The following is a 25,405-nucleotide window of genomic DNA, read 5'->3' as shown; positions in this document are numbered from 1 at the left end:
TCCTGACGATCCGACACCCGGTGCCGCACCGTGATCGGCGGCGCCCGTCGCCGGACGTCAATCGGCCGCAGGGCGTGGGGGAGCGGGCCCCGAGGCGTACGACCACGGAGCAGGAAGTCGGTCCGGCCGACGTCCTGCTCCGTCATGGGGATGGGGCCTCATCGGGGGGCCAGGGCGGACTGGATCTCGTCCAGGGAGCGGTTCTTGGTCTCGGGGACGCGGCGGGCGACGAACAGGACCGCGCCCAGCGAGACCGCCGCGAAGAACCAGAAGACCCAGCGCTCGCCGACGGCGTCGGCGGTCGGGAGGAAGGCCTGGCCGACGACGAAGTTGGCGGCCCAGTTGACCAGGGCGCACAGGCCGGTGCCGCGGGCGCGGGACTCGGGCGGGAAGATCTCGGCGGCGAGGATCCAGAAGACCGGGCCCAGGCCGATGGCGAAGGCGCCGACGTAGGAGGTCATCGCGGCCAGGGCGACGGCGTTGCCGAGCGGGCCGGGGTGGGCGGGGCCGAGGACGAGGCCGAGGGCGGTGAGCGAGACGGCCATGCCGGCCAGGGACCAGAGCAGCAGCGGACGGCGGCCGACGCGGTCGATCAGCGGGATGGCGGCGACGGTGAGCAGCACGTTCACCGTGCCGATGGCGACCGAGTAGCCGATCGAGCTGGTGGCGGGCAGGCCGGCGCGGGCCATGATGCTCGGGGCGTAGTAGATGATCGAGTTGATGCCGCCGAACTGCTGCACCGCCGCCAGCGTCACGCCGATGAGCAGGGCGGCGCGGGTCCCCGGGGTGGTGAGCAGGGCACGCGGCCGGCCGGCGGGCGGGCGGGCGGCGGAGGGCCGGCCGTCGAGCCAGGCCGGGGTCTCCGGGATGAAGAGGGTGCCGATCAGCATCGCCACCGAGGGGATCAGCCCGACGGCGAACATCGCGCGCCAGTCCCCGCCGTCCGCGAAGGCCAGGTTGACCAGGTAGGAGACCAGGATGCCCACCGTCAGCAGGATCTGGTTCACCGTGATCATCCGGCCGCGCAGCCGCGGCGGGGCGATCTCGGCGAGGTAGAGCGGCACGATCGTGGACGCGCTGCCGACCGCCAGGCCGAGCACGGCCCGGGCGGCCAGCAGCGTCCAGAAGTCCGGTGCCACGGCGGCCAGCGCCAGTCCGACGGTGAAGGTGGCCGAGACGCCGATCAGCGCCTTGCGGCGGCCGAAGCGGTCGGCCGGGCGGGCGCCGGCCAGCGCTCCGACGGCGGCGCCGAGCAGCAGGGCCGAGATCACCGCGCCCTCCTGGAAGGAGTTCAGCGCCAGCTGGTCCTTGAGGAAGAGCAGGGCGCCGGAGATGACGCCGGTGTCGAAGCCGAACAGCAGCCCGCCGAGCGCGACCACGCCGGTGGCGAGGGCCATCCGCCGCACCGGGGGCGAGGGGAGGGCGTCCGACGGGGACGGGGCGAGGTCCAGGTGGAGCTGCGGTGCCATGAGCGGGCTCCTGAAAGGGGGGCGGCGGTGGTCACTGGTGGGCGTGGGCGGCGTCGAGGGAACGCAGGACGGACTCGTGGTTGATGTCGAACCAGCGCAGGTAGGCGATCAGCCGCTCGGTGAAGGCGTGCGCGTCCCGCTCCGCCCGGGTGCTGCGCGGGGTCCGTACCTCGGGCGTGCCGTCGAGGGTCTCCAGGGCGGGCGCGCACAGCTCCAGCGCCGCGCCCGGGGTGGCGAGCGCGTCCAGGTAGCGGGCGGTCCGGTGGCCGGGCACGCCGTGGTAGAGCTGGGTCCAGACCAGCCGCTGCGGGCGGGCACCGGCCGCGGCGAGGGCGCGCCAGCGGGTGGAGGTCTCGGTGTCGTGGGCGTCGGCGTGGACGCGGCGGGCGAGGTGCGCGGTGGCGGTGCCGGCCGCGCCCCGCAGGGCCTTGGCCTCGTGGCTGCCGGCGCGGTCGAGCAGGGCGTCGATCTCGACGTCGATCCCGCCGACGCCGAAGGCCGCGACGGAGCAGAGCCCGGTGAGGTCGAGGCCGCGCCAGCGGGCGAGTTCGAGCCCGTCGAGGTGGGCCCGGACGGTCTGCCGGTAGCGGGCGACGGAGTGCAGCGGGCCGAGCCGGACGCCGATGCCCTCGCCGAGCAGCGAGGTGAGGGCGCACAGGCCGGCGTCGGAGGCGGGCAGGGCGGGCAGCAGGTTGGGCCGGCCGACGGCGCCGACGAGCCGGCGGGCGGCGGCCACCTGGTCGCAGGCGGTACCGCTGCGAACGCCCGCGGGGGCCGACACCAGGCCGTCACCGCTCTCGCCCAGAGGGGCCAACAGGTCGCAGAGCCACCGCAGTTCGTCCTCGGGGGCGGGGCCGGTGAGGGCGACGGAGGTGATCCGCCGGTCCTTCACCAGGCCCCGGATCCGGTCGCGGCCGACCGGGCCGGAGGGGGTGTGCCGGTACCAGACGGGAAGCGCGGAGGCGGCGCGTACGGGTGGGCGCTCCAGGGTGCCGATCATGCTCGGACGGTCCTTTCACGGTCGAGGGAAGGAGCGGGCGGCGGATCGAGGTGAAGGGGGTGCACGGGGTGCCGGGCGGCGGCGGGCCGCAGACGGGCCCCGGCCGCCACCGCGAGCAGCGCGGCCAGGCAGACCGCGGCGCCGAGCGGCACCACCGCGCCGACGCCGTGCGCGCCGACCGTCCAGCCGCCCAGCGCGGCGCCGGCGGCGATCCCGGCGTTGGCCGCCGAGACGCCCAGGGTGGCGGCGAAATCCCCGCCGGGGCCAGCGAGTTCGACGATCCGGGACTGCAGTGCCGGGACCATCCCGAAGCCGGCCAGGCCCCAGCAGGCGACCAGGACGGCCGCCGCCGCCCCGGAGCGCCCGCACAGGTGCAGCGCCAGCAGCGCGGCGGTCAGCCCGGCGCAGCCGGCGGTGAGCGTGCCGGCGGCCCGGCGGTCGGCGCACCGGCCGCCGAGGAAGGTGCCGACGGCGGCGGCGGTGCCGAAGGCGAGCAGGTAGCCGCCGACGCGCCCCCCGCCGACGCCGGTGACGTCCTCCAGGTAGCCGGCCAGGTAGGTGTACGCGGTGAACTGCCCGGTGAACAGCACCACGGCGGTGCCGAGCACGGCGAGCACCGGCCGGGAGAGCGCGCCGCGCAGCTGCCCGGCCAGGCCGGGCGCGCCCATCGCGGCGGTCGGCGGCACCGTCCGCCGGACGGCGGCCAGGGCGAGCGCCGCGAGCACGGCGACGGCGGCGAGCGCGGCCCGCCAGCCGAGCCACTGCCCGACCAGTGTGCCGAGCGGTACGCCGAGCACGGTGGCGACCGAGATGCCGCCGAAGACCAGCGAGATGGCCCGCCCCTGCCGGCCGGGACCGGCCAGGGCGACGGCCACGCTGGTGGCGGCGCCGACGATCACCCCGTGGGCGAGCCCGGCCGCGCAGCGGGCGGCCAGCAGGACGCCGACCGTGCCGGCCGCCGCCGCCCCGGCGCTCGCCGCCACGTAGGCGGCGAGCGCGCCGAGCAGCAGGGTGCGGCGCGGCAGCCGGAGGGTGAGCGCGGTGAGGACCGGTCCGCCGAGGGAGATGCCCAGGGCGTAGCCGGTGACGAGCAGTCCGACCGTGCCGAGCCCCGTCCGCAGACCGTCCGCGATCGGGCCGAGAACGCCGACCACGACGAATTCCGAGGTGCCGACGACAAAGGCGACGAAGGCGAGCGAGAGGAATGCGAGGTGGTTCTTCGATTCGTCAGCGAATCGATTCCGAGGGCGTTTCCGCGGGCGGTTGGGCGGCATTGTCGTCAGCTCTCCGGCCAGTGCTCGGTGGGGAGGTAGAGGCGGGTTTCGGTGGCGTCCTCGTACGGCATTCCCTCGGGCATGTTGATGAGCTCCATGCTCATGCCCCAGGGGGTGGTGAAGTAGACCCAGCGGTCGCCCTTGATCGGGCCGTCCTCGATGGTCTCGGGGTCGCCGAGGACGGTCACGCCGGGGACCTCGCGCAGGTGGTCGGCGGCCTTGTCGACGTCGTCCACGTAGATCGCGAAGTGGTGTCCGCCGACGTCGCTGTTGCGCGGCTGCTCGCGGTCCTGGGCGGGGGCGGTGTACTCGAAGAGCTCCAGGTTGGCGTTGGGGCCGAGGCGGAGCATGGCGATGTTCGCCGAGGCCCGCGGGTCCACGCCGAGCTTGCGCGCCATCCAGTCGCCCTCCGGGTCCTCGACCGGGCCGAGCCGGTAGGCGAGCTCGGCGCCGATGACGTCGACGAAGAAGTCGACCGCCTGCCGGAGGTCCGGCACGGTGTAGGCGATGTGGTGCACCGCCCGGGCGCCCGGAATCTTGGCCATGGGAATCCTCTTTCGTCCGTTCCCGGGCCGGCGGGGTTCCGCCGGCCGATCCGAGAATGGGCCGCCGTGGCACCGGGTGGCAACGCACGGCGGAGGACTTTGTCAAGGTGCCGAACCGGGGCCCCGGGTATTCACGGTTTCCGGTCGGCTGTGTTCTGCTGTCGGCCCGATAGCGGTTTCCCTTCACGTCGTGAATTCGAGCGGAGTTGGTACAGATGACGATCACGTCGACGGCCGCGGTGCACGTCGCCGGCCATGCCGCCCCGGGCTTCGAGCGGGTCCGCGAGGAGTTCGAGCGCAACCTCCTCGAACGGGACGACCTGGGCGCCGCGTTCTCCGTCCACCGCGGCCGGGAGGTCCTGGTGGACCTCTGGGGCGGGACGGCCGACCACCTGACCGGTGCCCGCTGGGAGCGGGACACCCTGCAGACGATCTTCTCCGGCAGCAAGGGCATCACCGTGACCGCCCTGCTCAGGCTGGTCGACCGGGGTGGGATCGAGCTGGACCGCCCGGTCTCCCACTACTGGCCGGAGTTCGCGGCCGAGGGCAAGGGCGGGGTGACCGTCCGCGAGGTGGTCACCTTCACCGGCCGGCTGCCCGGCACCTGGACCCCGGTCACCCAGGACGACGCCAACGACCCGCTGCTGATGGCCCGGCTGATCGCCGCCCAGCCGCTGGAGAGCGACCCGCGCGCCGAGGGGATCCTCTACGGGCCGCTGTCGGCCGGCTGGATCGTCGGGGAGCTGGTCCGCCGGGTGGACGGCCGCCCGCTGGACCGGTTCTTCCGCGAGGAGATCGCCGTCCCGCTGGACCTCGACATCCACTACGGCACCGGCCCGGCCGACTGGCCCCGGCTCGCCCGCACCACCTACGGCCGCAACTTCCTGCCCCAGTTCACCGGCTTCTTCCACAGCGACGACCCGCTGACGCGGCGGATCTGGCAGAACCCCCAGCCGTTCCCGGACGACGAGGGCCTCTGGGGCCGACCGGAGCGCCGCTCCGCGCTGATCCCGGCGATCAACGTCAGCGGCACCGCCCGGGCCTTCTCGGCCTTCTACGGGATCCTCGCCGAGGACGCCCGCCGGCCGCTGGACGACGAGCCGCTGCTGCTCTCCCGCCGCCTGCTGGACGGGGCCCGCGGGGTGTACGCCCGCAAGACCGACCAGCTGATCGACGTGGTGATGGCGTACGGCGGGGGCGGCTACCGGCTGCGGACCGCCGAGCGGCCCGGCCCGGACGGCGAGACCTTCGGCCACGACGGTGGCGGCGGCTCGGCGAACCAGGCCTGGCCCCGGGCCGGCCTCGGCGTCTCGTACGTCATGAACCGGCTGATCGCGCTCGGTCCGGACGACAGGCGGGCCGGCTCGCTGCTCAAGGCACTGGCCGCCGACGTGACCGACCTGGGCCTGACGGACCGGTGAGGCCGCGGGCGCCGGGGCCCGGCAGGGGAAAGGGCCCCCACGGGGGAGGGGGCCCTTTCCGGATGGGGGACCGGCCCGCCCGGCGGAGCAGGCCGCCGGGCGGGGCGCCGGTCACTCGCCCGCCGCGGCCTCGGCCTCGGAGGCCTCAGCGGCCCTGGCGGCCTCGGCGGCGGCGATGCCGTCCAGGCGGGCGTACTGCTCGTCGTTCAGCTCGACGGCCAGCGCGCCCAGGTTCTCCACCAGGTGCTTCTCGGACGTGGTGCCCGGGATCGGCAGGATGTTGGGCGAGCGGTGCAGCAGCCAGGCGAGCGCGGTCTGCGCCGGGGTGGCGCCGATCTCGCGGGCGACCTCGGTGACCGGGCTGTCCTCGCCCGCGTGGCCGCCGATGGCGATCGGGAAGAACGGCATGAACGCGATGCCGCGCTCGGCGGTGAAGTCGACCACCGGGTCGTGCTGGCGGGTGGCCAGGTTGTACCAGTTCTGCACGGTGGCGATCGGGGCGATCTCCAGCGCCTGCCGCAGCTCCTCGACGGTGACCTCGGAGAGGCCGATGTGCCGGACCTTGCCCTCGTCCTGCAGCTGCTTGAGCGCGCCGATCTGGTCGGCCAGCGGCACCTCGGGGTCGATCCGGTGCAGCTGGAGCAGGTCGATCCGCTCGACCCGCAGCCGGCGCAGGCTCAGCTCGGCCTGCTGGCGGATGTACGCGGGGTGGCCGACCGGGACCCACTCGGAGGGGCTCGGGCGGGTCATGCCGACCTTGGTGGCGACCACGACGTCCTCGGCGTACGGGTGCAGCGCCTCGGCGATCAGCTCCTCGCTGCCGCCGAGGGCGTAGGAGTCGGCGGTGTCGATGAGCTGGACGCCGTTCTCGACGGCGGCGCGCAGCACGTCCAGGGCGGCGGAGCGCGGGGTGGGGGCGTGCCAGACGACGGCCTCGGTGGGCTTGATGTCGGGGGTGTCGGCCAGGCGCATGGTGCCGTAGCCGATCCGGCGGACCGTCAGATCGCCGCCGAGGGCGAAGGTCTGACGGTCGATCTGGGCGGTGATCTCGGTGTTCGTCATGCCGGTCACGGTACAATCTCCCATTCGTGTGAGATTCAAGGGGATGTGAGGGGTGTCACATGCGGATCGGTGAGCTGGCGGCGCTGACCGGGGTCAGCGTCCGCCTGCTGCGGTACTACGAGGAGCAGGGCCTGCTGGAGGCCCGTCGGCCGGAGGGCGGGCACCGCCGGTACGGCGAGGACGCACCGGCGGTGGTCCGCAACATCCGGGCCCTGCTGGGGGCGGGGCTCTCCACCAGCGCCATCCGGGACGTGCTGCCCTGCGTGGGCGGCGACGGCACGGTGGCCCCCTGCATGCTGGAGGTGCTGGAGCAGCGGCTCGACCTGCTCGACCGGCAGCTGCTGGCGCTCGGGGCGAGCCGGGCCGCGTTGGCGGGGATCGTCGCGGTGGCCCGGCGGGAGGCCGAGGTGGCCGAGCCGGTCGAGCCGGTGGAGGTGGTCGAGACGGCCGTGCTGGTGCCGGCCTGAGGCGGCCGGTCTAGCGTGCCGCTCCGCTGCCCACGACCGGGGCGGTGCCGGCGACCGGGGCCGGTTCGGCCTGAACGGCCGCTGCGGTCCCGCCCCGACGGGAGGTGGCCTTGGCGGACCGACCCCATCGACGCATCACCGGCACCTCGACCAGGCGGTACAGCGCCCAGCCGAAGCCGATGCTCAGCGCCAGGGTGATCCCCATGACCCCCAGGGCACCGGGGGTGCTCCAGGTGTTCGCGCCGGCCGATCCGGTCGCCGCGAGGCCGAGCGGTCCGTACTGGATGACCAGGAAGTGGACCATGTAGAAGGCGAAGGAGACCTCGCCGAGCCAGACCATGGTCCGGCCGGCGAACGGCGTCCCCACCCCGGCGGCGTCCCTGGCGGCCACCGCCGCGATCAGCAGCCCGACCGGCAGCGCGGTCGGCGCGGCCATGCCCCAGGCGTCCGGCAGCGTGATCATCAGCGCGTACCCGGCGGCGGTGAGCAGCGCCGCCACCGGCCAGCCGATGGCCATCCGGCGCCCGGTCCGGACGATCCGTGCCAGCAGGATGCCGAGCACGAACTCCGGCAGCCGGGCGGCCGGGAGGAAGTAGACGAACCAGTACCGCCAGAAGGAGAGCGGCTGCCAGGGCGAGTTCGGGCTGCCCGGCAGCAGCTGGGCGATCAGCGGCAGCGCGAACAGCACCGCCGTCACCACACCCACCCAGAGCCAGAGCCGCTCCGGGCGGATCCGCCGCACCAGCGGCAGGATCACCGGGAAGCTCAGGTAGAACAGCACCTCGCAGGCGAGCGACCAACTCGGGCCGTTGGTACCGCCGATGACCTCCAAGGAGGGGATCCAGCTCTGCACCAGCAGCAGCGAGGGCACCGTCCCGGCGGTGGTCGGCTCGGTGCCGGCCCGGGCCATCAGCAGCAGCCCGACCAGCCAGGTGACGGCGTGGTTGGGGTAGAGCTTGAACAGCCGGCGGCGATAGAAGGCCGACGGGCGGTCGCCCTCCCGGGCGGACCAGGTGAGCACGAAGCCGCTGAGCACGAAGAAGAACCCGACGCCCAGGAACCCCGCCCGGCTGAGGTAGTCCGACAGGAAGTCGTTCGGCGCGGGGGTGTCGAAGGGCTTGGCCACCGACACGTGGGTCAGGAAGACCAGCAGCGCGGCGATCCACCGCATGCCCGTCAGCGAGGGCAGCCGCGCGAGGTCGGCCGAGGGGCGGGGGGCGCTCACCGGACGCTCCCGGGCAGCCGGATCGACTGGCGGTGACGGAAGAAGTCCTTCGGGTCGTAGGCCTGCTTGACCCGCTGGAGCCTCGGGTAGTTGTCCTTGTAGTACAGCGCGGTCCACGGGACGTCCGAGGTGTTCTGCCGCGGGTCGCCGAGGTCGCGGTCCGCGTAGTTGACGTAGCACCCGTCGGTGACCCGGTTGGAGACCGGGACGCCGCCGGTGTCGGCGTACACCTCGCGGTAGAACTCCCGCAGCCAGGCCGTGTTGGGGGCGTCGTCGGCCGGCGACGTCCAGTAGGTCTGGTAGAGCAGCTTGAAGATCGCGTCGCGCTGGGGCAGCGCGGTGGCGTCGGAGGCGACGGTGTTGATCCGCCCGCCGAAGGAGACCACGGCCAGGCCGCCCTTCGGGTTGGTGTAGTCGGTGCGGGTCAGGTGCTTCCAGATCGCCGCGATCTGGTTCTCCGGGAAGCCCTTCTTCATGTACGCCGACTTGTGGCCGGCCCGCAGCTGCGGGTTGGTCTGCGAGGCGTCCATGGTGCCGAGGTACTTGACCGCCTTGAGCCACGGCAGCCGGACGACGTCGCCGGTGTGCGGCACGCCGAGCGCGTCGCTCAGCCCCTGGACGAAGTCCTTGGCGCGCTGCTCGGCCTGCGGCACGTCGCCGTTGACCTGCAGCAGCAGCACCAGGCTGCCGGAGACCTTGTGGTTCAGGAACAGCCAGCTGGTCAGGCCGGTGTGGACCGGGTCCGGGCCGCTGTTCTGCTCGAACCAGCTGCCGTAGGCGCGGATCATGTTCGCGAAGCCGGTGCGGGTGATGTTCTCCCAGGACCAGCTCGGGATGGCGATCAGCACCTCGGCCGGCGGCTTGGGCAGCTGGTCGGAGGGGTCGCTGCCGGTGGCGTCCGGCGAGCGGAACCAGTACCGGGTGACCACGCCGAAGTTGCCGCCGCCACCGCCGGTGTGGGCCCACCAGAGGTCGCGGTGCGGGTCGTTCGGCTCGCGGGTGGCGACGATCGCCCGGGCCCGGCCGTCGGCGCCGAGGGTGACCACCTCGATCGCGTGGAGGTGGTCGACCACCAGGCCGTGCTTGCGGGACAGGTTGCCGTAGCCGCCGCCGGTGACGTGCCCGCCGACGCCGACCGCGTAGCAGACGCCGCCCGGGACGGTGACGCCCCAGCCCTCGTACAGGGTCTGGTAGACCTTGAGCAGGGTGGCGCCGGCCTCGACCTCGAACGCCCGGCGGCCCGGGTCGTAGCCGACCGCGTCCATGAGGTTCATGTCGACGACGATCTCGACCTCGGCGTTGTAGACGAAGTCCTCGTAGCAGTGGCCGCCGCCGCGGATGGTGAGGCGCTGGTTCCGGTCGGCCGCGTCCTGGACGGCCTGCACCACCTGGGCGGTGGTGCGCGGCAGCCGGATGCCCCTCGGGCGGGCCTCCCAGCGCGGGTTGAAGCCGGACGTCAGGTCGGCGTAGCGCGGCTGGTCGGGGGTGACGGTGATGAGGTCCCCGCCCCGGACCGCTCTGGACGCCGGGTCGGTGGTGTCCTCCGCGGCGGCACGGGCGGCCGGGACGAGCAGCCCGCCCGCCGTGGCGGTGCCGACGGTCGCCCCGGCACCCGCCACGAACGTGCGGCGACTGAGATTGCGCATGGAACTCTTCCCACTTCCTGGTTCAGGGGTTCGGATGCCGGGTGGTCAGTCGAGCCGGGGGACGCGGGCGGGGAGGGCGGTGCTCAGCGCGCGCGGCAGGACGCGGGTGCTGAGCAGGCGCAGGCCCTCGGGGCCGGCCGTCACGGTGACCTCGGAGTCGTGCGGGGCGAGCACCAACGAGCCCTCGGTGAGCGGCAGTTCGTCGGGTCCGCGGCCGGCGGTGCCGGTGCCGGAGAGGACGAACAGGGCCTCCTCGACGCCGTCCCGGGCCTCGTGGACCAGGCGCTCGCCGGGCGGCAGCCGCCACAGGTCGAAGGTCTCCGTCTCGCTGTGCAGCATGCCCCGGCGGGCCAGGCAGGACCAGGTCCGCCGGTCGGGGCCGGTGGCCGCCGGGTCGCAGTCCACCGGCCGGAGCGCGCGGCTGACGATCATCGCGCGCCCCGCTCCGGGACGGCGAGCTCGGCGTGGAAGAACTCCAGGCCGCCCGCGCCGGCCGTGACCACCGCGTCCGCCCCGAACGGCAGGGTGACCGCCGTCCCGGCCGTGAGCTCCACCACGGTCGCGTCGGCCGCGGCGGTTCCGGAGCCGGTGAGCACGAAGACGGTGTGCTCGCGGGCGTGCGCGCCGAACGCGGCGCTGTCGCCGGCCGCCAGCTCCCGGATCTCCACCAGGCGCAGCGGGCCGGTGAACACGCCGGCCGGGTCGACCGCCCTCTCCTCCCGCAGGTCGTGCAGCCGCATCGTCTCGGTCTTCCTCTCGGTCGGTTCGACGGTCGGGGCGTCGGGGACCAGCCCGTGCAGCACCTCGGAGGTGGCCGGGGCCGGCATCTCGATGACCAGCCACTCCAGGTGCCCCTCGGGGGCGCTGCCGTAGCCGGGGCCGGTGACGCCCGCGGGGGCGCCGGTGTTGCGCAGGCCGTGCACGGTGCCGATCCCGGTGAGCAGCAGGGAGCCGGGGCGGGCCGGCCGCACCTCGCCGTTCACCAGGAACTCGCCGTGGCCGCGGAGGATGAAGTAGATCTCCTCGGTGCGGGTGTGGCGGTGCTCGCCGCTCAGGCCGCCGGGCGGGATCCGGGCGACCTCGATCGCCTCGACCTCGGCCTCCAGGTGCTGCCGGCTCGCGAGCGCCTTCCAGTAGGTGAGGCCGGGGGCGCCGTGCACGCCGTGGATCTCGGAGGCGTCCCGGGTGTCCGCGACGATCAGGCCCGCGGGGGCGGAGGCGTCAGACACGGCTGAGCTCCCGGGCGTTGAGCACCCGCAGGTCCTCGACGGCGACGGCGAGCTCCTCGCGGGTCACGTCGTTGACGAAGACCGCGTCGCCGATGCCGACCGGCAGCGGCAGGCGCTGCTGTCCGTCCCGGTGGCGGACGGTGTCCTGGAGCGCGGCGTCGAGCAGCTCGGCGTCCAGCAGCTCGTTCCAGCTGGGCAGTTCGAGCGCGCGCAGGACGGCGAGGACGCGGTCGCGCTGCTCCAGGTCGACCAGGCCGCGGCGCCAGGCGAGCAGGGTGGTGAGCGCCATGTCGACGGCGACCGCCTCACCGTGCAGCAGGGCGGGCAGGGCGCGCATCTCCAGGGTGGGGGAGAAGGTGTGGCCGTAGTCGACGATCCGCTCCAGCTCGGCCTCCCACAGGTTGGGCTGGAGCTCCTCCAGCATGCCGTGGATGGCGCGGCGCAGCACCTCGCCGGCCGGGTCGCCGCCGCGGGCGTCCTGGAACTTGCGCTCGATCAGCGCCGGGCCGTGCTGCTCCAGCAGGTCGAACAGCCGGGCGTCCTTGATCAGCGCCATCTTCAGGATCTCGCCCATGCCGTTGGCGATGTGCCGGCGCTCGACGGTGGCGAGGAAGGAGCGGTCGAGCAGGGTGAGCACCGGGGCGAAGTAGGTGCCCAGGCGGTTCTTGTGGCCGTTGAAGTTGACGCCGGTCTTCACCCCGACGCCCGCGTCGACCAGGCCGATCAGCGTGGTGGGGACGCGGACCACCGGGGTGCCGCGGCGGTAGAGGTTGGCGACCAGGCAGACGATGTCCATGAGGACGCCGCCGCCGATCACGATGATCGGCTCGCGCCGGCGGTCGAGGCCGAAGGAGTCCAGTGCGACCACGATGTCGGAGGCGGTCTCGAACTCCTTGAGCGTCTCGTCGGCGCGGACCACCTGGAGGAAGTAGTCGACGCGGTGGTGCTCGAAGTAGCGGCGGATCCGCTCGCCGTGCAGGCGGTCGACCTCGGCGTCGATGACCACGAAGCGGCGGTTGCCGCTCCCGGCGGCGGCGGTCTGCTCGATCAGGGCGGTACTGGCCGGGTCGAAGACGCCGTCGCAGACGCGGACCTCGTACTCGACCGGTTTGACCGCGCGCACCCGCCAGGAGTTCGAGGACGGGCTGTAGGTGAGGCCGCTCGGGTGGTTGTCGAAGACAAGCATGTCGGTTTCCCTTGTGAAGGCATGGGTGAATTCGTGGTGCGGTGGTTTCGGTTCGGGGGGAATCAGCAGGAGAAGTGGCGGCCGAGCGCCACCGCGGCGTAGGCCGCCGAGGCGAGCGTCATGTGCCGGTGCCAGCCCTCGAAGGAGCGCCCTTCGAAATCGCGCAGGCCGACCCGTTCGCCGAGGGCGGTGCGGTCCTCCTCGACGCCGCCGGCCATACGGAAGAGCCGGGGGAATTCGGCGGCCCGGTCCGGTTCGGAATCGGTCAGCCAGAATCCGGAGAACGCGGTGGGACGCGCCCCGGACTCCGCGTAGAGGAGGAGTTCGGCCGGGGTGCCCGGCAGGGCGACCCGGACCACGTGCGCCTCGACCCCGGGCGGACCCGAGGCGGCGGCCAGCCGGCGGGCGCCGGCGGAGGCGAACAGCTGGTAGGCGGGCAGGGCGCGGCCGCGGTCACGGGTGGGGGCCGTGACCGGGGTGAGCCGGGTGGTCGGGTCCACCCGGACGGCCACCCGCAGGCCGAGCTCCCGGCCGGTGGCGAACAGTCCGCCCGGCTCGGCCGGGCAGCCGTCCCAGATCAGGGTGGCCGCGGCGGTGGCCGGCAGCCGGTCCGCGAGCGGTCCGAGCAGCGCGGCCTGCCGCTCCAGGGAGTCCCCGGCCGGGCCCGGCCCCCGGTGCTGCCCTCGGTGTCCGTGCGGTCCGGGCGGCTCCGGCCGGAGGGCCCGGTGGGGCGGGTCCGTCAGCTGGAGCTGCCAGTCGACCGGCGCGTTGAGCCGCGGGGCCAGGTACCAGAGGCCGACGGCCTGCTGGGCCCCGGCCAGCTGCCCCAGTTCGGGGACGAACCGGCGGCCGACGCCGACCGTGCGGGTGCCGGACTTCGGGATGAACATCGGCCGGACCAGCCAGGCGCGCGGGGTGCACGCCTCGACCAGCCGGGCGGCCAGGGCCTCCCGGACCGGCGCCCAGGCCCACGGCGAGTTGCGGATGAAGTGGTGCAGCCGCTGGACCGCCCCCGGGTCGCCGAGCGTCCGGGCGATGTTGCTGATGGATTTCCGGCCGGCCGTGCCGAGGAGTCCGCGCAGGTATTCCTCGGCCTTGATCCGGTAGTCGGCCCGGTCGAACGAGGCGAAGAGCTGCTCACCGAGAATTCCCGGGAATGCTTGGACCAGCGGGTCCGTGGCGGCCGCCGCGCTCATGGTGCTCACCTCCTCTCCGGTTGCGCCGGTTTACGCCGGTTGTTCCGGTGATTTCTCCGGCATTGGAATCATCGGTCCGGCGGGGATTTCCGGTCAATGCGATTCGGACGTCTTCGGCAAGTCGTCCGGGCGGTTATCAGGCGGAATTCCGGAGGCTTTCCCGGATGATTTCCTGGGCGCTCGCGGGCAGGTCGGGGCCCCGCAGTCCGCGGTCGGGCGAGTGGCCCGCCGCGGGGCCGAGCGAGCGGCTCAGCGAGTACGCGGCCGAGACCAGCGTCATGTGGTGGTGCCAGCCGGTGAACGAGCGGCCGGAGAAGTCGAGCAGGCCGAAGTCCGAGCCGAGCCGGTCCACCGTGGTCCGGGTGGCCCTGGCGGCGTTCAGCAGGGCGAGCACGCCCGGGGCGTCCTCGGTCAGATCGGTGAGCCAGTACCGGCGCGGTCCCGCCGGCCCGCCGCCGTGCGCCCAGAGCCGGTGCACCGGCGTGCCGTGCGGACCCGGCGGGCCGGGCAGCAGGACGGGCGCGCCGCGCAGCACCGGTTGCGGGGCCCCGGGCGTCCGCGGCCGGCGGTGCGGGAACAGGGCCTCGGCCGTCGTGGTGTCCTGCCGCACCCGCCCGTGCCGTCCGGTGGTGGCCTGCAGCACCGGCCGGACGGCCTGGCCGCCGCGGACCTCCAGCAGGTACGGGACGGAGCGCCGGGCGAGTGCGCCGGCCAGCCGCAGCGGTTCGTCCGCCACGCCGAGGTCGGCGACCAGCGGGGCGACCGGGAGCAGGGCGCGGAGCCGGTCGACCATCCCGAGCAGCAGTTCCCCGGCCGCGTAGGGCGCGAGGCCGTCGGGTATCCGGGCACGGCCGCGCCGCTGCGGGTCGTCCGTCCAGCTCGGGTCGAGCAGCAGTGACCAGTCCACCGGGACGGCGTCCCGGTCGGTGGCGACGAACAGCCCGGGCGCGGCCTGGCACTTGAGGGTGCGGCCGGCGTCCGGGACGAACCGGCGGTGGACGCCCACCGCCTGGTCGCCGCGCTTGGGGATGACCGCCAGGCTCGCCGTCCAGGCGCGGACCGGGCGGTCGCCGGCGGCGGCGCGGGCCAGCACCCGGCGGGCCGGGCGCCAGTCCCAGGGGCTTCCGTTGATGAACTGCTGGAGCGAGAGCGAGGCGGTGGCCGCCGTCGGTCCGGTCGCCAGGCTCGCGGCCATGTTCGACAGTGACTTGCGGCCGGGCGCGGCCAGCAGTCCGTGCAGGTAGGCCCGGGCCCAGCGGCGCTGGTCTATCCGGGTCAGGTGGGCGAAGACCTGCTCGGCGAAACGGGAGACCGCGGCTTCGCCGGCCGGTGACAGGGGTTGCGCGTCCATGGGAGCTCCCCGGGATCGTGTGGTGCCGTGAGGTTCCGTCAGCAAAAGAATAGCGAACGATCTCTTTGTTTTTGACTCCCGTGCGGGCGCCGGTCCGGTTTTGGCAAGTCCCGGTGGCCGCTGGCCGCTGGCCGCCGGCCGGCGCCTGATGCCCGGTGCCCGGCGCCCGGAGAACGCGCCACCGCCCGCACCGGCGTCGAACGGCCGGTACGGGCGGTGGGCCGACCCTGCGGTCGGGGTGTGGAGCCGCTGGTCAGCGGGGTGCGCCGGGGGCCGGCGGGCCGGCCACCGCGCGGCGCCAGAGCCGTCCGAGCCGCTGGTGGACCTCCGCGCGTTCGGCCGGATCGTCGCCGTCGAGGGTGACGACTCCGCGCCGCAGGGCCTCGGCGCCGACCACCAGGCAGTGGGCCAGCACCTCCAGGTCGGCGCCGTCGGGGCCGGTGCTGTCGGGGCGGGCGCCGTCGGGACCGGTGCTGTCGGGGACGGTGTCGTCGAGGCCGGTGCCGGTACCGGCCCCGACAGCGCGCTCGCGGGCCAGCCGGTCGCGCAGGTCCGGGCTCCAGCCCGCGTGCCAGTTGCCGGCCGACTCCGGCTGCTCCCAGGTGAGCCGCGCGGCTGCCCGCACGCTCGGCTCCTCCTCCAGCAGCCGGGTGAGGGTGTCCAGCAACTCGGCGACACCCGCGCCGGGTTGCCCGTCCGCACCGGAGGTACGGGCGACCGCCGCCCGGGTGAGCGCCGTCGCCTGTGCGCGGACCGCGTCCGCCAGGGCGGCCTTGGACGGGAAGTGGAAGGTGAGCGCCCCCATGGTGACCCCGGCGCTCTGGCTGACCCGGGCCAGCGAGGTGCCCGCGTAGCCGTGCCGGTCGAACTCCGTGGCCGCGGCGCGCAGCAGTGTCCGGTGGGTCTGCTGGGCGCGTTCCTGTCTCATCGCGCACCGCCGGCCGGGCCGGGTTCGGGGAGGTCCGCCGCCGGGGCGGTCGGAGGGTGGGGGTGGACGAACCACATGGTCGGCGTGGCTCCTTCGCGCGGTCGGGGCGTGCCGGCGCGTACCGGCCCGGTGACACGGCGACGTTACGCTCCGGCGTGATGCATACGCACGGTATCCGCCGGATCCCCCGTCGGCTTTGGCACTTCCTTGGTAAATGCCCGAAAAGGCAAGGGGGTTGGCGCAAATCCGGGGCTCCCGTCCGCGGCTGCGGCGAGGTGCGCGCGGTACCAGGGCGCGGCCTCGGCGAGCCGGTGCAGCGGTCCGGGGCCGGGGTCGCTGCCGGCCAGCCGCCAGATCGGCCCGGCGGCGTACCAGTGGTGACGGGCCATCAGCTCCAGCTGTCGCTCGCCGAACACCCCCGGGACCCTGCGGAGTTCGGCGGCGCAGCGCTCCCAGGGCCAGTCGGCGTCGGGTACCGGCGGAAGCACGCCGTGCTCCGCGAGCGCCGCCAACAGCCCCGCGATGGTGACGGGGTGGGGATGGCCGGCGTGGTACACCCCGGCCGGGACCGTGGGCGGCTCCGGGGCGAGGGCGAGGTCCGCGACCAGCCGGGCCAGGTCGCTCACCGCGACCAGCGAGAGCAGCGCCCCGCCGCCGTCCCAGCGGGCCGGCACCCGGCGGAGCAGGTCCGCCAGGCAGGGCACCACCCAGCGGTCGCCGGCGCCGAGCACCAGCGGCGCCCGCAGCACCACCGCCCCGGCGTCCAGCGCCGCCCGCTCGCCGGTCAGCCGGGTGCGGCTGGCCGCCGAGACGGGCGCGGGCGCCACCTCGTCCACGCCGATGCCCCGGTGCGGGCCGGTGCCGTAGACCGCGCAGGTGGAGAGGTGGACGATCCGGCCGACCCCGGCCCGGCCGGCCTCGGCCAGCAGTGCCCGGGTGCCGTGCACGTTGACGGAGGCGCACTCCTGCTCCGGGCCGCCGACCAGCGAGGCCAGGTGGATCAGCACGTCGGCGCCGTCGGCCGCGCCGCGCAGCGTCGCCGGATCGGCGAGGTCCGCCGCGACCGGGACGGTCCCGGCCGGCGCGAAGGAGCGGGTGAGCGCCCGGATCTCACCGACGCCGGGCCGGGCGCGCAGCTCGGCCAGGACGGCGGAGCCGATGAAGCCGCCGGCCCCGGTCAGCAGGACGGCGGGCCCGTCCGCGCCCGTTCGCCGCCCCCTGGTGTTCCCCCGTGCCCCGGTCATGCCGACTGCCCCCGGCGCTCCAGGAGGACCGCGCGCAGCTCCTCGACCACCGGCGCGGGTGCCATGCCGGGCAGCAGGAACCACCACAGCTGGACGATCCGCTCCGGCAGGTCCGCGCGCCCGGTGCGCAGGTGGGACATGATCTGCGAGCCGGTGTAGGCCGCGACCAGCACCTGGGCGAGCTCCTCGATCACGACGTCGTCGAGCAGTTCGCCGGCCCGCCGGGCGGCCTCCAGCTCGGCGCGGAACTGCTCGGCCCACATCTCGTACGGGCTGAAGTCGCGCAGTCCGAGCTGCCCCTGCTCGACGGCGAGGGTGACGCCGGCGCGCAGCAGCACGTTGCCCTGCAGCTCGTCGGCCAGGTAGAGGTTGAGCCCGATGAGCTGGCGCAGCCCCTCCGGCTGCTCCGGAAGCTCCAGGTCGGAGGCCTGCTCGTCGATGACCGCCTTGGCGAGGTCCTCCTTCGACTTGAAGTGGAAGTACATCGCCCCCTGGGTGGTCCCGGCCCGGTTGATGATCTTGCTGACGCTGGAGCCGCTGAAGCCGTACTCGTCGAAGATCTGCGCGGCGGCCCGCAGGATGGTCTCGCGGGTGCGTACGGCTCGTTCCTGCTTGGCTCTTGCCACGAGTCACTCCAAACGCCTCGACAAACAAAAAGAACGACCTCTATGTTATTCGCCATGGAGCCCGGCGTACACACCGGAGCGCCGATCTTTCACCTTGCCTGTGGCCACTCTGGGGGAGTGCATCCATGTTTCGCACAGACCACAGCACCACCATGACCAGCTCGCTCGACGCGGCCATGACCGGCGTGCCGGTGACCGTGCCCAAGGAGTACGTGCACAAGCGGGCGGCCGAGGAGGTGCTGCTGACCGCCTGGGAGCAACTCGCCGAGGACTCCTACCGGATCACCGCCCGGTGGCCGCGCGACCACCGCGCCTACGGCGTCCGCAACGGCTACCACGACCCGATGCTCCTGGTGGAGACCATCCGTCAGACCTTCCCGCTGCTCTCGCACGTGGCGTTCGGCGTTCCGCTCGGCCACCAGCTGATCTGGGACCACTTCGGCTACGCGCTCATCCCGGGCGGCCTGTGGGCCGGCGCCCGGGACGCGGTCCCGCGCCAGCGCGCCGCCGGCGACAGCGCCCCCGCCCGGCGTGCCGGCGGGGCCGACGACGAGGTGCGGATCGACGCCGTCTGCCAGGACGTGGTCCGCCGCGGCAACCGGGTGGCCGCGCTGACGCTCGCCTACGTGGTCAGCCGGGACGGCGAGCCGATCGCCACCGCGCAGACCCGCTTCACCGTCCAGACCCCGGCGATCTACCGGCGCCTGCGCGCCGACAGGGGCGACGCCGCCGAGATGATGGCCCGCGCCGTCCCGCTGCCCGCGCCGATCCCGGCCGCCCGGGCCGGCCGCGCGGTGCCCCGCGAGGTCGCGCTCTCCGCCACCGGCCGCGCCCGCCGCTGGCAGCTGCGGGTCGACACCCACCACCCGGTCCACTTCGACCACCCGGTCGACCACGCGCCCGGCTCACTCCTCCTGGACGCCGCCCGGCAGGCCGCACAGGCCCTGCACCACCAGGAGCCGGTGATGGCCGTCGCCATGGAGTGCGACTTCACCCGCTACGTCGAACTCGACGAGCCCTGCCTGGTCGAGGTCACCCAGCTCCCCCGCGACCCCGCCCGCCGCGACCGCGTCGGCGTCACCCTCCAACAGGGCCCCCACACCCCCTCCTGCTCCATCATCGTCACCACCACCCCCCTCACCCCCGCCTGACCCACTCCCCCCACGGGCCCGTAGCCGGATCACGAACCGACTCGCCGAAGTACGGGACGGGTCACTCGAAGCCCACCGGCGAAGGGCACCCGGGCGCTTGCCGAGATCCGCTCAGGGCCGCTCCCCCTCACGGGAGACCGGCCCTGAGCCGGGCGGGCAAGGGCGGGGTGCCGGGGGCGGGCGCGCACTGCCGGCCCCAGGGCCCGCATCGGCTTGTAGGTCAGCTCTCCGTTCCACCACTTGTTCCTGTGGGGGGCCGCAGTTCCCGTACCGGTCCATGACGCGGGAGCTTCGGCCGCAGACGCGGCGGGCAGGGCGCTTCTCCCGCTTCCTCTCCGAGAGGAAGACCGCGACAGCGGTCGCCACGCCGCCGGCGAGGTTCTGCACCGCCTGGTTGGCCGTGAGCCGGCTGCCGCTGTCCCCGGGGCTCATTCCCTCGCCAGATGTCACAACTGCCGGGGTGCCCACGGGCCCAAAGGGCTCAGGGCCCATGGTCGACGCCGAGTACGCTCCCGTGCCCGGCAGTTGGAGCGAGCTGCTGCGGCGCGTGCCCCTACTGCCATGATCCGGCGTCGTACGGCCTCCCGGAGCGGGGTGGTCGGGCCGGGACTCGCCGGCGAGCACGTGGAAGGGACCGGTCGCCGGCCTCGCATCGATCCGGGAGGCCGCGCTGGAGGCGCGTCGCCGGATGTGTCCCGGCTCACCCGCGGCCGTCCTCGATGTCCTCCTGAAGCGCGGCCGACGGGAGAAGACTCCGGAGAGGAATTCCAATCTTCTCCAGGATCGCCCCGGAGCGGGCCCCAAAAGCCAGTCAGGGTCGGTCTCCCTTGCGGGAGACCGACCCTGAGCTGGTCTTACTGGGTCGGGGTGGCGGGATTTGAACCCACGGCCTCTTCGTCCCGAACGAAGCGCGCTACCAAGCTGCGCCACACCCCGGTTTTTCTGTTTGTCGCTCCGTCTCCTTCGCGACGAGTAGAACTCTACCGGACGCTCGCCGAGAGACGAAATCCGGTATCTCGGCGAGCGGGGTGGGCGGGTCAGTGGGGGGTCGGGGTGAGGGTGAGGAGGGTGGCTTCGGGCGGGCAGGCGAAGCGGACGGGGGTGTAGCGGTTGGTGCCGCAGCCGGCCGAGACGTGGAGGTAGGAGCGGCTGCCGCCGGCCTGGTGGGTGGAGAGGCCCTTGACCCGCTTGGCGTCGAGATCGCAGTTGGTGACCAGGGCGCCGTAGAAGGGGACGCACAGCTGGCCGCCGTGGGTGTGGCCGGCGAGGATCAGCGGGTAGCGGTCGGCGGTGAAGGCGTCGAGGACGCGCAGGTAGGGGGCGTGCACGACGGCGAGGGAGAGATCGGCGTCGGCGGAGGGGCCGCCGGCGACCTCGCTGTAGCGGTCGCGCCGGATGTGCGGGTCGTCCAGGCCGGTGAACTCCAGGTCGAGGCCGGCGACGGTGAGGCGGCCCCGGGTGTTGGTGAGGTCGAGCCAGCCGGCCGCGTCGAAGCTGTCGCGCAGCTTCTCCCACGGGTTGTGGACGGCGCCGCTGATGCCGCGGGCGGCGGTGCCGTCGGGGTTGTTCATGCCGTGGACGCCGCTGCGCATGGCCTGGAGGTAGCGGGCCGGGTTCCTGCGGGCGGGGCCGTAGTAGTCGTTGGACCCGAAGACGTAGACGCCGGGGAACTCCATCAGCGGCCCGAGCGCGTCCAGGACGGCCGGGACGCCGAGCGGGTCGGAGAGGTTGTCGCCGGTGTTGACCACCAGGTCGGGGCGCAGGCCCGCGAGGCTCTGCAGCCAGCGCTGCTTCTTGCCCTGGTCGCTCACCATGTGGATGTCGGAGACCTGCAGTACCCGGACGGGGCGGGCGCCCCGGGGGAGGACCGGGACCTCGATCCGGCGGAGGCGGAAGGAACGGACCTCGTACCCAACGGAGTAGGCGAGGCAGGCGGCGCCGGTGGCGGCGATTCCGAGGGGAACGGAGTACAGCGGTCGCATCGTTCCATGCTCTCAGACGGCGGATCAGCAGGTGAACTGCCGGTGGTCGCACGGGGACACGGCGCGGGGGCGCACCCGGTCGGCTCAGCCGGCGGCCGGGGCGAGTTCGGCGGCCACCGCGTCCAGGACGGCGCGCCAGTGCGCGCGCCGCCGGATGCGCTCCGCCTCGTCGTGGAGCCGCTCCTGGTGGAAGCGCAGCAGCGTGCCGCCCCGGCCCGGGGTGACCGTGACCTGCACGGTGGTCGCCGCGGACCGCCCGGCGGGCCGCCAGGTGAGCCGGATCCGCGAGCCGGGGCGCAGGCCGCGCAGTTCGCCCGCGGAGCCGTCGTCGGCGGTGACGGGCCCGCCGACCCGGTCGGCGAGGCGGGCCCCGGGGCCGAGCCACAGGGCGAGACCGTCGGGGGAGGTGAGCAGCGACCAGACGGCCTCGGGCGGGTGCGGCAGGGTGCGGGAGACGCCGATCTCCCAGCCGGCGTCCCTGGTGAGTCCGACCGGGCGGCCGGGGGTGGTGGTGTGCACGGGATCACTCCTCGTCCTGTTCGCGCCGGGCGCGCAGGGCCCGGACCTTGTGGCGGTTGCCGCACCGCTCCATCGAGCACCAGCGCCGCCGGCCGGGCCGCGAGGTGTCGACGAAGAGCAGGAAGCAGTTGTCGGCGGCGCACTCGCGGATCCGGTCCGCGGACGGGCCGGTGAACAGCGCTATGGCGTCGCGGGCGACGGTGGAGGCCAGCTGGTCGCCGTCGCCGGGCAGCGGCGGGGCCGCGGTGCCGTCGGGGGCGATCTGCGGGGCGAGCGGGGACCGGGCGGCGGCCCGGTTGAGCACGGCGCGGTCGGCGGGCTCCCCGGCACCGGGGCCGTGGGCGGCGCGGGCCGCGGTGAGCCGCCAGAGGGCGTCCCGCAGGGTGCGGACGGCGGTGAGCTGGGCGTCGGTGATCCGGACGGCGCCGGGCGGCAGGCCCAGCCGGGACCTCCCGGCCCAGTCGGCGAGGTCGGCGGGACGGTGCAGCACCTCGTAGCGGGCGTACGGGCCGGGACCGCCGGTGGGCAGCAGCTCCAGGCAGAGCGTGCCGGGGTCGAAGTGGAACCGCGTACCGCCGGGAGAGTGCAGGACCAGGCCGGGGGTTCGCTCGTCGGTCATGTAACCACTTTAATCGGTGTCGGCGAGCCGGCGGAAGACGGGGGCGCGGGTTAATGGTGGGCAGCGGAACGTCGCAGGTGGGAGACTCGGGGCCATGACCACGCTCAAGGAGCAGCTGCAGGAGGACCTCACGGCTGCCATCAGGGACCGGGACGAGCTGCGCTCGTCCACCATCCGGCTCACGCTGTCCGCCGTCACCAGCGAGGAGGTGGCGGGCAAGACCAAGCGCGAGCTCTCCGATTCCGACGTGCTCAAGGTCATCGGCCGGGAGGCGAAGAAGCGCCGGGAGGCCGCCGAGGCGTTCGACACCGCCGGCCGGGGCGAGCAGGCCGCCCGCGAGCGGGCCGAGGGCGAGGTGCTGGCCGGGTACCTGCCCAAGCAGCTGTCGGACGAGGAGCTGGCCGCGATCGTGGCCGCCGCCGTCGCGGAGAGCGGGGCGAGCGGGCCGCAGGGCATGGGCGCCGTGATGAAGCTGGTGCGGCCGAAGGTCGAGGGCCTGGCCGAGGGCGGCCGGGTGGCCGCCGCGGTGAAGTCCGCCCTCGCCGGCTGAGCCGCGACGCACGCGGCCCACGAACGGCCCACGAACGGCCCACCTACGGGCCGCGCACGCCGAAGGGGCGCCCCCCGAGCCGATCGCTCGGGGGGCGCCCCTCGTCGTTCACCAGGGCGTCCGCTCAGTGGCGCCCGTTGCCGTTCCCGTTGCCGTTCCCGTTGCCGTTCCCGTCACCGCCGCCGATGACGCCCGGCGGGAAGGTGAAGCCGCCGCCGATCACGCCGCCCGCGTTGGTACCGGGGCCGCCGGGGACGGGGTTCTGGGCGGGCGGCGGGTTGCCCGCCGCGTTCGGGTCGGCCGGCGGGGTGGCCGGGGCGGTGGCGTTCGGGTCGATCTTGGGCGCCGGGTCCGGGATGTCGATGGTCGGCAGGGTCTCCTTGGGGGAGCCCTTCAGCGCGCCGTCCATGGCCATCTTCCAGATCGGGCCGGGGCCGGTGGCACCGAAGACGCCGTCGGCGCCGTAGTAGGTGTCACCGATCTTCATGTTCTTCATCTCGACGCCGCCGGTCGGGCCGCCGATCCACACCGCGGTCGCGAGCTGCGGGGTGTAGCCGCTGAACCAGGCGGCCTTCTTCTTGTCCGTGGTACCGGTCTTGCCGGCGATCTGGCGGCCGTCCTCCAGGCCGAGGGAGGCACCGGTGCCCTTCTCGGTCACGTTGAGCAGGACGGTGTTCATCGCGTCGGCGGTCTGCTCGGAGAAGGCCTGGGTGCAGCTGGTCTGCGGGACCTTGACCTCCTTGCCGTCGACCGTGGTGATCTTGTTGATCGCGATCGGCGTGCAGTACTTGCCGCGGGCGGCGAAGGTCGCGTAGACGTTCGACATGGTCAGCGGCGACATCTCCTTGGTGCCCAGGGTGATCGAGGGCACGACCTCCAGCTTGGCGCCGGAGGCGGTGGTGGTGATGCCGAGCTTGTCGAGCATCTGCTTGACGGGGCAGAGCCCCATCTCCTGCTCCATCTGGACGAAGTAGGTGTTGACCGAGAGGGCCATCGCCTGCTTCAGCTCGTAGGGGCCGACCTCGCTCTTGCTCTCGTTCGGGACGTAGCGCTCGTTGCCCTTGTAGGTGTTCTTCCAGGTGCCTTCGCAGGTCTTCATCGTCGGCCACTCGATGCGGTTCTCCGACGGGTACGGCTTGGTGGGCGAGATGCCGTTCTCGAGGGCGGCCGCGGCGATGATCGGCTTGAACGTCGAACCGGGCTGGAAGCCGTTGCCGCCACCCATCGCCGCGTCGACGTTGAGGTTGACCACGGTCTGGTTCTTGGCCGGCTCCAGGCCGTACGGACGGGTCTGGGCCATCGCCAGGATCTTGCCGGTGCCGGGCTCCATCATGGTCGTGGCGGCCGAGACCGGGTCGGTGACCTTGACCTTGCTGGTGACCGCGGCCTGGGCGGCGGCCTGCTTGTCCGGGTCGAGGGTGGTGTAGATGTTCAGGCCGCCCTGGTCCCAGAACTTCTTGCGCTCGGCGGCGTTCTTGCCGAACACCGGGTCCTGCTTGACCACGTGCCGCACGTAGTCGCAGAAGAAGCCCATGCCCGCCTGGGCGGTGATGCAGCCGTTCTGCGGGTCCTTGTACTTCAGGCCCAGCGGGGCGGCCTTGGCCTCCTTGGCCTGGTCGGCGGTGATGTGCTTGTTCTCGACCATCTTGTCGATCACGACGTTGCGCCGCTTCACCGCGTTGTCCGGGAATCGCACCGGGTCGTACTGCGACGGGTTCTGCACCAGGCCGGCCAGGGTGGCGGCCTCGGCGACGGTGAGGTCCTTGTTGGACTTGCTGAAGTAGCGCTGGGACGCCGCCTCGATCCCGTACGCCTGGTGGCCGTAGAAGGTGATGTTGAGGTAGTTGGTGAGGATCTGGTCCTTGGTCAGATCCTCCTCCAGCTTGATCGCGACCTTCAGCTCCTGGATCTTGCGGCCCAGGGTCTTGCGCTGGGCCTCCAGGACGGCGGCCTGGTCGTCGCCGGCCTTCTCGACGTTGACGTTCTTCACGTACTGCTGGGTCAGCGTGGACGCGCCCTGGGAGGCGGTGCCGCTCTCGGCGTTCTTGCTGATCGCCCGGAGCACGCCCTTGAGGTCGACGGCGCCGTGCTCGTAGAAGCGGGCGTCCTCGATGTCGACCTGGGCCTGCCGCATGTACGGCGACATCTGGTCGGCGGTGAGGACGGTGCGGTCGCGCTCGTAGACCTTGGCGATCAGGCCGCCCTTGGCGTCGAAGATCTGGGTGGCCTGGGTGAGCGGCGGGGTCTTGAAGTCGTCCGAGATGTTGGAGAAGCCCTCGGCCGTGTTCTTCGCGGTCAGCCCGAGCGCGCCGACGGCGGGCAGGGCCATACCGGCGAGCAGGACGCCGGAGAGGACGCTGACCCCCAGGAACTTCACTCCGTGTCCCGCGAAGTCGAGCGGTGACCCGCGGCGCTTGCCGCGCGGAGCTCCGGTGTTGCCGGGGGGCGGGGATGCCTGGGGGAGCTTCGGTGCCATGGGGAGAACCCTACGTTGCCGAATGCCGCACACCGGGGCAGGTGTTCGCCTAGGCTTGTCACAAGCTTGCGACAGCTTCGCTGCGTCAGCATCGATCACTCTTGTGAGTGATGAGAATTGCCCGAATTGCCCGCTCTTGGTGGGCTTTTGAGGCAGCTGTAGCCCACTGCACCCCTGTGTCCGGTAGCACTGCGTGACGGCTTGCGTGGCGAGAGTGGCGCCCGTGACCCTGGCAAGGC

23 protein-coding genes and 1 tRNA gene are annotated in these 25,405 nt (G+C 73.6%); 4 read left to right on the top strand and 20 right to left on the bottom strand.

Annotated elements, in window-relative coordinates; translation table 11 throughout:
* Positions 1-158: 158 nt before the first annotated feature.
* Genes ABT093_RS01590 through ABT093_RS01575 form a run of 4 tightly spaced genes read right to left on the bottom strand, consistent with a single transcriptional unit; the run spans position 159 to position 4,288 of the window.
* Positions 159-1,469 carry an MFS transporter gene (locus tag ABT093_RS01590; protein WP_350558706.1) on the bottom strand — a complete coding sequence of 437 codons (1,311 nt, stop codon included), beginning with the start codon at positions 1,467-1,469 and terminating at the stop codon, positions 159-161.
* 31 nt (positions 1,470-1,500) lie between these two features.
* Positions 1,501-2,469: a transaldolase family protein gene (locus tag ABT093_RS01585; RefSeq protein ID WP_350558703.1), complete on the bottom strand. Its 969-nt coding sequence runs from the start codon at positions 2,467-2,469 to the stop codon at positions 1,501-1,503.
* A complete protein-coding gene (locus ABT093_RS01580) occupies positions 2,466-3,743 on the bottom strand; it encodes an MFS transporter (RefSeq protein ID WP_350558700.1) in 1,278 nt (425 codons plus the stop codon). The genes ABT093_RS01585 and ABT093_RS01580 overlap by 4 nt, the downstream gene beginning before the upstream one ends.
* A 5-nt stretch (positions 3,744-3,748) precedes the next feature.
* Positions 3,749-4,288 (bottom strand): VOC family protein, encoded by a 540-nt coding sequence (locus tag ABT093_RS01575; RefSeq protein ID WP_350558697.1) that lies wholly within the window; start codon positions 4,286-4,288, stop codon positions 3,749-3,751.
* Between the two features lie 215 nt (positions 4,289-4,503).
* On the opposite strand from ABT093_RS01575, the gene ABT093_RS01570 reads away from it, so the two are divergent.
* Positions 4,504-5,709 carry a serine hydrolase domain-containing protein gene (locus ABT093_RS01570; RefSeq protein WP_350558694.1) on the top strand — a complete coding sequence of 402 codons (1,206 nt, stop codon included), beginning with the start codon at positions 4,504-4,506 and terminating at the stop codon, positions 5,707-5,709.
* Between the two features lie 111 nt (positions 5,710-5,820).
* On the opposite strand, the gene ABT093_RS01565 is transcribed toward ABT093_RS01570, so the two are convergent.
* Positions 5,821-6,771 carry an aldo/keto reductase gene (locus ABT093_RS01565; RefSeq protein ID WP_350558691.1) on the bottom strand — a complete coding sequence of 317 codons (951 nt, stop codon included), beginning with the start codon at positions 6,769-6,771 and terminating at the stop codon, positions 5,821-5,823.
* Between the two features lie 59 nt (positions 6,772-6,830).
* Between ABT093_RS01565 and ABT093_RS01560 the strand changes: the two genes are divergently transcribed.
* The gene (locus ABT093_RS01560; RefSeq protein ID WP_350558688.1) at positions 6,831-7,238 is read left to right on the top strand and encodes a MerR family transcriptional regulator; all 408 of its coding nucleotides are present in this window, start codon (positions 6,831-6,833) and stop codon (positions 7,236-7,238) included.
* A 10-nt stretch (positions 7,239-7,248) separates the two neighbouring features.
* Here the strand turns inward: ABT093_RS01560 and ABT093_RS01555 are convergent, their stop codons facing one another.
* From ABT093_RS01555 to ABT093_RS01510, 10 genes are all read right to left on the bottom strand, one after another.
* A complete protein-coding gene (locus ABT093_RS01555) occupies positions 7,249-8,463 on the bottom strand; it encodes an acyltransferase family protein (RefSeq protein ID WP_350558685.1) in 1,215 nt (404 codons plus the stop codon).
* Entirely contained in the window at positions 8,460-10,109 is a 1,650-nt protein-coding gene (locus tag ABT093_RS01550; RefSeq protein ID WP_350558681.1) for an FAD-binding protein, read from the bottom strand. Before ABT093_RS01550 ends, ABT093_RS01555 begins: the two co-directional genes overlap by 4 nt.
* Positions 10,110-10,154: 45 nt before the next feature.
* Entirely contained in the window at positions 10,155-10,541 is a 387-nt protein-coding gene (locus tag ABT093_RS01545; RefSeq protein ID WP_350558678.1) for a cupin domain-containing protein, read from the bottom strand.
* Positions 10,538-11,338, bottom strand: a complete 801-nt coding sequence (locus tag ABT093_RS01540) for a cupin domain-containing protein (protein WP_350558675.1) — start codon at positions 11,336-11,338, stop codon at positions 10,538-10,540. The genes ABT093_RS01545 and ABT093_RS01540 overlap by 4 nt, the downstream gene beginning before the upstream one ends.
* Positions 11,331-12,524 carry a sedoheptulose 7-phosphate cyclase gene (locus ABT093_RS01535; protein ID WP_350558672.1) on the bottom strand — a complete coding sequence of 398 codons (1,194 nt, stop codon included), beginning with the start codon at positions 12,522-12,524 and terminating at the stop codon, positions 11,331-11,333. The genes ABT093_RS01540 and ABT093_RS01535 overlap by 8 nt, the downstream gene beginning before the upstream one ends.
* 62 nt (positions 12,525-12,586) lie before the next feature.
* Positions 12,587-13,720 (bottom strand): IS701 family transposase, encoded by a 1,134-nt coding sequence (locus tag ABT093_RS01530; RefSeq protein WP_350559210.1) that lies wholly within the window; start codon positions 13,718-13,720, stop codon positions 12,587-12,589.
* Between the two features lie 136 nt (positions 13,721-13,856).
* Positions 13,857-15,071 (bottom strand): IS701 family transposase, encoded by a 1,215-nt coding sequence (locus ABT093_RS01525; protein ID WP_350558669.1) that lies wholly within the window; start codon positions 15,069-15,071, stop codon positions 13,857-13,859.
* A gap of 253 nt (positions 15,072-15,324) precedes the next feature.
* Complete coding sequence (locus ABT093_RS01520) at positions 15,325-15,999, bottom strand: TetR family transcriptional regulator (protein ID WP_350558666.1); 675 nt, start codon at positions 15,997-15,999, stop codon at positions 15,325-15,327.
* A gap of 143 nt (positions 16,000-16,142) precedes the next feature.
* Positions 16,143-17,243: an NAD-dependent epimerase/dehydratase family protein gene (locus tag ABT093_RS01515; RefSeq protein ID WP_350558663.1), complete on the bottom strand. Its 1,101-nt coding sequence runs from the start codon at positions 17,241-17,243 to the stop codon at positions 16,143-16,145.
* On the bottom strand, positions 17,240-17,869 hold the full coding sequence (locus tag ABT093_RS01510) for a ScbR family autoregulator-binding transcription factor (RefSeq protein ID WP_350558660.1): 630 nt from the start codon (positions 17,867-17,869) through the stop codon (positions 17,240-17,242). The genes ABT093_RS01515 and ABT093_RS01510 overlap by 4 nt, the downstream gene beginning before the upstream one ends.
* A gap of 125 nt (positions 17,870-17,994) precedes the next feature.
* Between ABT093_RS01510 and ABT093_RS01505 the strand changes: the two genes are divergently transcribed.
* Complete coding sequence (locus ABT093_RS01505) at positions 17,995-19,020, top strand: AfsA-related hotdog domain-containing protein (RefSeq protein ID WP_350558657.1); 1,026 nt, start codon at positions 17,995-17,997, stop codon at positions 19,018-19,020.
* An 862-nt stretch (positions 19,021-19,882) separates the two neighbouring features.
* Here ABT093_RS01505 and ABT093_RS01500 read toward each other — a convergent pair.
* The 4 genes from ABT093_RS01500 to ABT093_RS01485 form a co-directional block, all read right to left on the bottom strand.
* A tRNA-Pro gene (locus ABT093_RS01500) sits at positions 19,883-19,956 on the bottom strand.
* A 101-nt stretch (positions 19,957-20,057) separates the two neighbouring features.
* Positions 20,058-21,002: a metallophosphoesterase gene (locus tag ABT093_RS01495; protein ID WP_350558654.1), complete on the bottom strand. Its 945-nt coding sequence runs from the start codon at positions 21,000-21,002 to the stop codon at positions 20,058-20,060.
* Positions 21,003-21,086: 84 nt separating this feature from the next.
* The gene (locus ABT093_RS01490; RefSeq protein WP_350558651.1) at positions 21,087-21,521 is read right to left on the bottom strand and encodes an SRPBCC family protein; all 435 of its coding nucleotides are present in this window, start codon (positions 21,519-21,521) and stop codon (positions 21,087-21,089) included.
* A 4-nt stretch (positions 21,522-21,525) separates the two neighbouring features.
* Positions 21,526-22,140: a CGNR zinc finger domain-containing protein gene (locus ABT093_RS01485; protein ID WP_350558648.1), complete on the bottom strand. Its 615-nt coding sequence runs from the start codon at positions 22,138-22,140 to the stop codon at positions 21,526-21,528.
* 94 nt (positions 22,141-22,234) lie between these two features.
* On the opposite strand from ABT093_RS01485, the gene ABT093_RS01480 reads away from it, so the two are divergent.
* Positions 22,235-22,690, top strand: coding sequence for a GatB/YqeY domain-containing protein (locus ABT093_RS01480; RefSeq protein ID WP_350558645.1), 456 nt, complete (start codon positions 22,235-22,237; stop codon positions 22,688-22,690).
* A 124-nt stretch (positions 22,691-22,814) separates the two neighbouring features.
* On the opposite strand, the gene ABT093_RS01475 is transcribed toward ABT093_RS01480, so the two are convergent.
* Complete coding sequence (locus ABT093_RS01475) at positions 22,815-25,166, bottom strand: transglycosylase domain-containing protein (RefSeq protein ID WP_350558642.1); 2,352 nt, start codon at positions 25,164-25,166, stop codon at positions 22,815-22,817.
* Positions 25,167-25,405: the final 239 nt, after the last annotated feature.

This window comes from Kitasatospora sp. NPDC002551, from assembly GCF_040296005.1.
Lineage (GTDB): Bacteria > Actinomycetota > Actinomycetes > Streptomycetales > Streptomycetaceae > Kitasatospora.
The sequence above is the reverse complement of the archived record's forward strand: the minus strand, read 5'-3'. Positions and strand labels throughout refer to the sequence as shown.

Bases quoted from the DNA above. Each gene is read 5' to 3' on its own strand.
- ABT093_RS01590 (WP_350558706.1), bottom strand. From the start codon at position 1,469: ATGGCACCGCAGCTCCACCTGGACCTCGCCCCGTCCCCGTCGGACGCC.
- ABT093_RS01585 (WP_350558703.1), bottom strand. From the start codon at position 2,469: ATGATCGGCACCCTGGAGCGCCCACCCGTACGCGCCGCCTCCGCGCTT.
- ABT093_RS01580 (WP_350558700.1), bottom strand. From the start codon at position 3,743: ATGCCGCCCAACCGCCCGCGGAAACGCCCTCGGAATCGATTCGCTGAC.
- ABT093_RS01575 (WP_350558697.1), bottom strand. From the start codon at position 4,288: ATGGCCAAGATTCCGGGCGCCCGGGCGGTGCACCACATCGCCTACACC.
- ABT093_RS01570 (WP_350558694.1), top strand. From the start codon at position 4,504: ATGACGATCACGTCGACGGCCGCGGTGCACGTCGCCGGCCATGCCGCC.
- ABT093_RS01565 (WP_350558691.1), bottom strand. From the start codon at position 6,771: ATGACGAACACCGAGATCACCGCCCAGATCGACCGTCAGACCTTCGCC.
- ABT093_RS01560 (WP_350558688.1), top strand. From the start codon at position 6,831: ATGCGGATCGGTGAGCTGGCGGCGCTGACCGGGGTCAGCGTCCGCCTG.
- ABT093_RS01550 (WP_350558681.1), bottom strand. From the start codon at position 10,109: ATGCGCAATCTCAGTCGCCGCACGTTCGTGGCGGGTGCCGGGGCGACC.
- ABT093_RS01545 (WP_350558678.1), bottom strand. From the start codon at position 10,541: ATGATCGTCAGCCGCGCGCTCCGGCCGGTGGACTGCGACCCGGCGGCC.
- ABT093_RS01535 (WP_350558672.1), bottom strand. From the start codon at position 12,524: ATGCTTGTCTTCGACAACCACCCGAGCGGCCTCACCTACAGCCCGTCC.
- ABT093_RS01530 (WP_350559210.1), bottom strand. From the start codon at position 13,720: ATGAGCGCGGCGGCCGCCACGGACCCGCTGGTCCAAGCATTCCCGGGA.
- ABT093_RS01525 (WP_350558669.1), bottom strand. From the start codon at position 15,071: ATGGACGCGCAACCCCTGTCACCGGCCGGCGAAGCCGCGGTCTCCCGT.
- ABT093_RS01520 (WP_350558666.1), bottom strand. From the start codon at position 15,999: ATGAGACAGGAACGCGCCCAGCAGACCCACCGGACACTGCTGCGCGCC.
- ABT093_RS01515 (WP_350558663.1), bottom strand. From the start codon at position 17,243: ATGACCGGGGCACGGGGGAACACCAGGGGGCGGCGAACGGGCGCGGAC.
- ABT093_RS01505 (WP_350558657.1), top strand. From the start codon at position 17,995: ATGTTTCGCACAGACCACAGCACCACCATGACCAGCTCGCTCGACGCG.
- ABT093_RS01495 (WP_350558654.1), bottom strand. From the start codon at position 21,002: ATGCGACCGCTGTACTCCGTTCCCCTCGGAATCGCCGCCACCGGCGCC.
- ABT093_RS01485 (WP_350558648.1), bottom strand. From the start codon at position 22,140: ATGACCGACGAGCGAACCCCCGGCCTGGTCCTGCACTCTCCCGGCGGT.
- ABT093_RS01480 (WP_350558645.1), top strand. From the start codon at position 22,235: ATGACCACGCTCAAGGAGCAGCTGCAGGAGGACCTCACGGCTGCCATC.
- ABT093_RS01475 (WP_350558642.1), bottom strand. From the start codon at position 25,166: ATGGCACCGAAGCTCCCCCAGGCATCCCCGCCCCCCGGCAACACCGGA.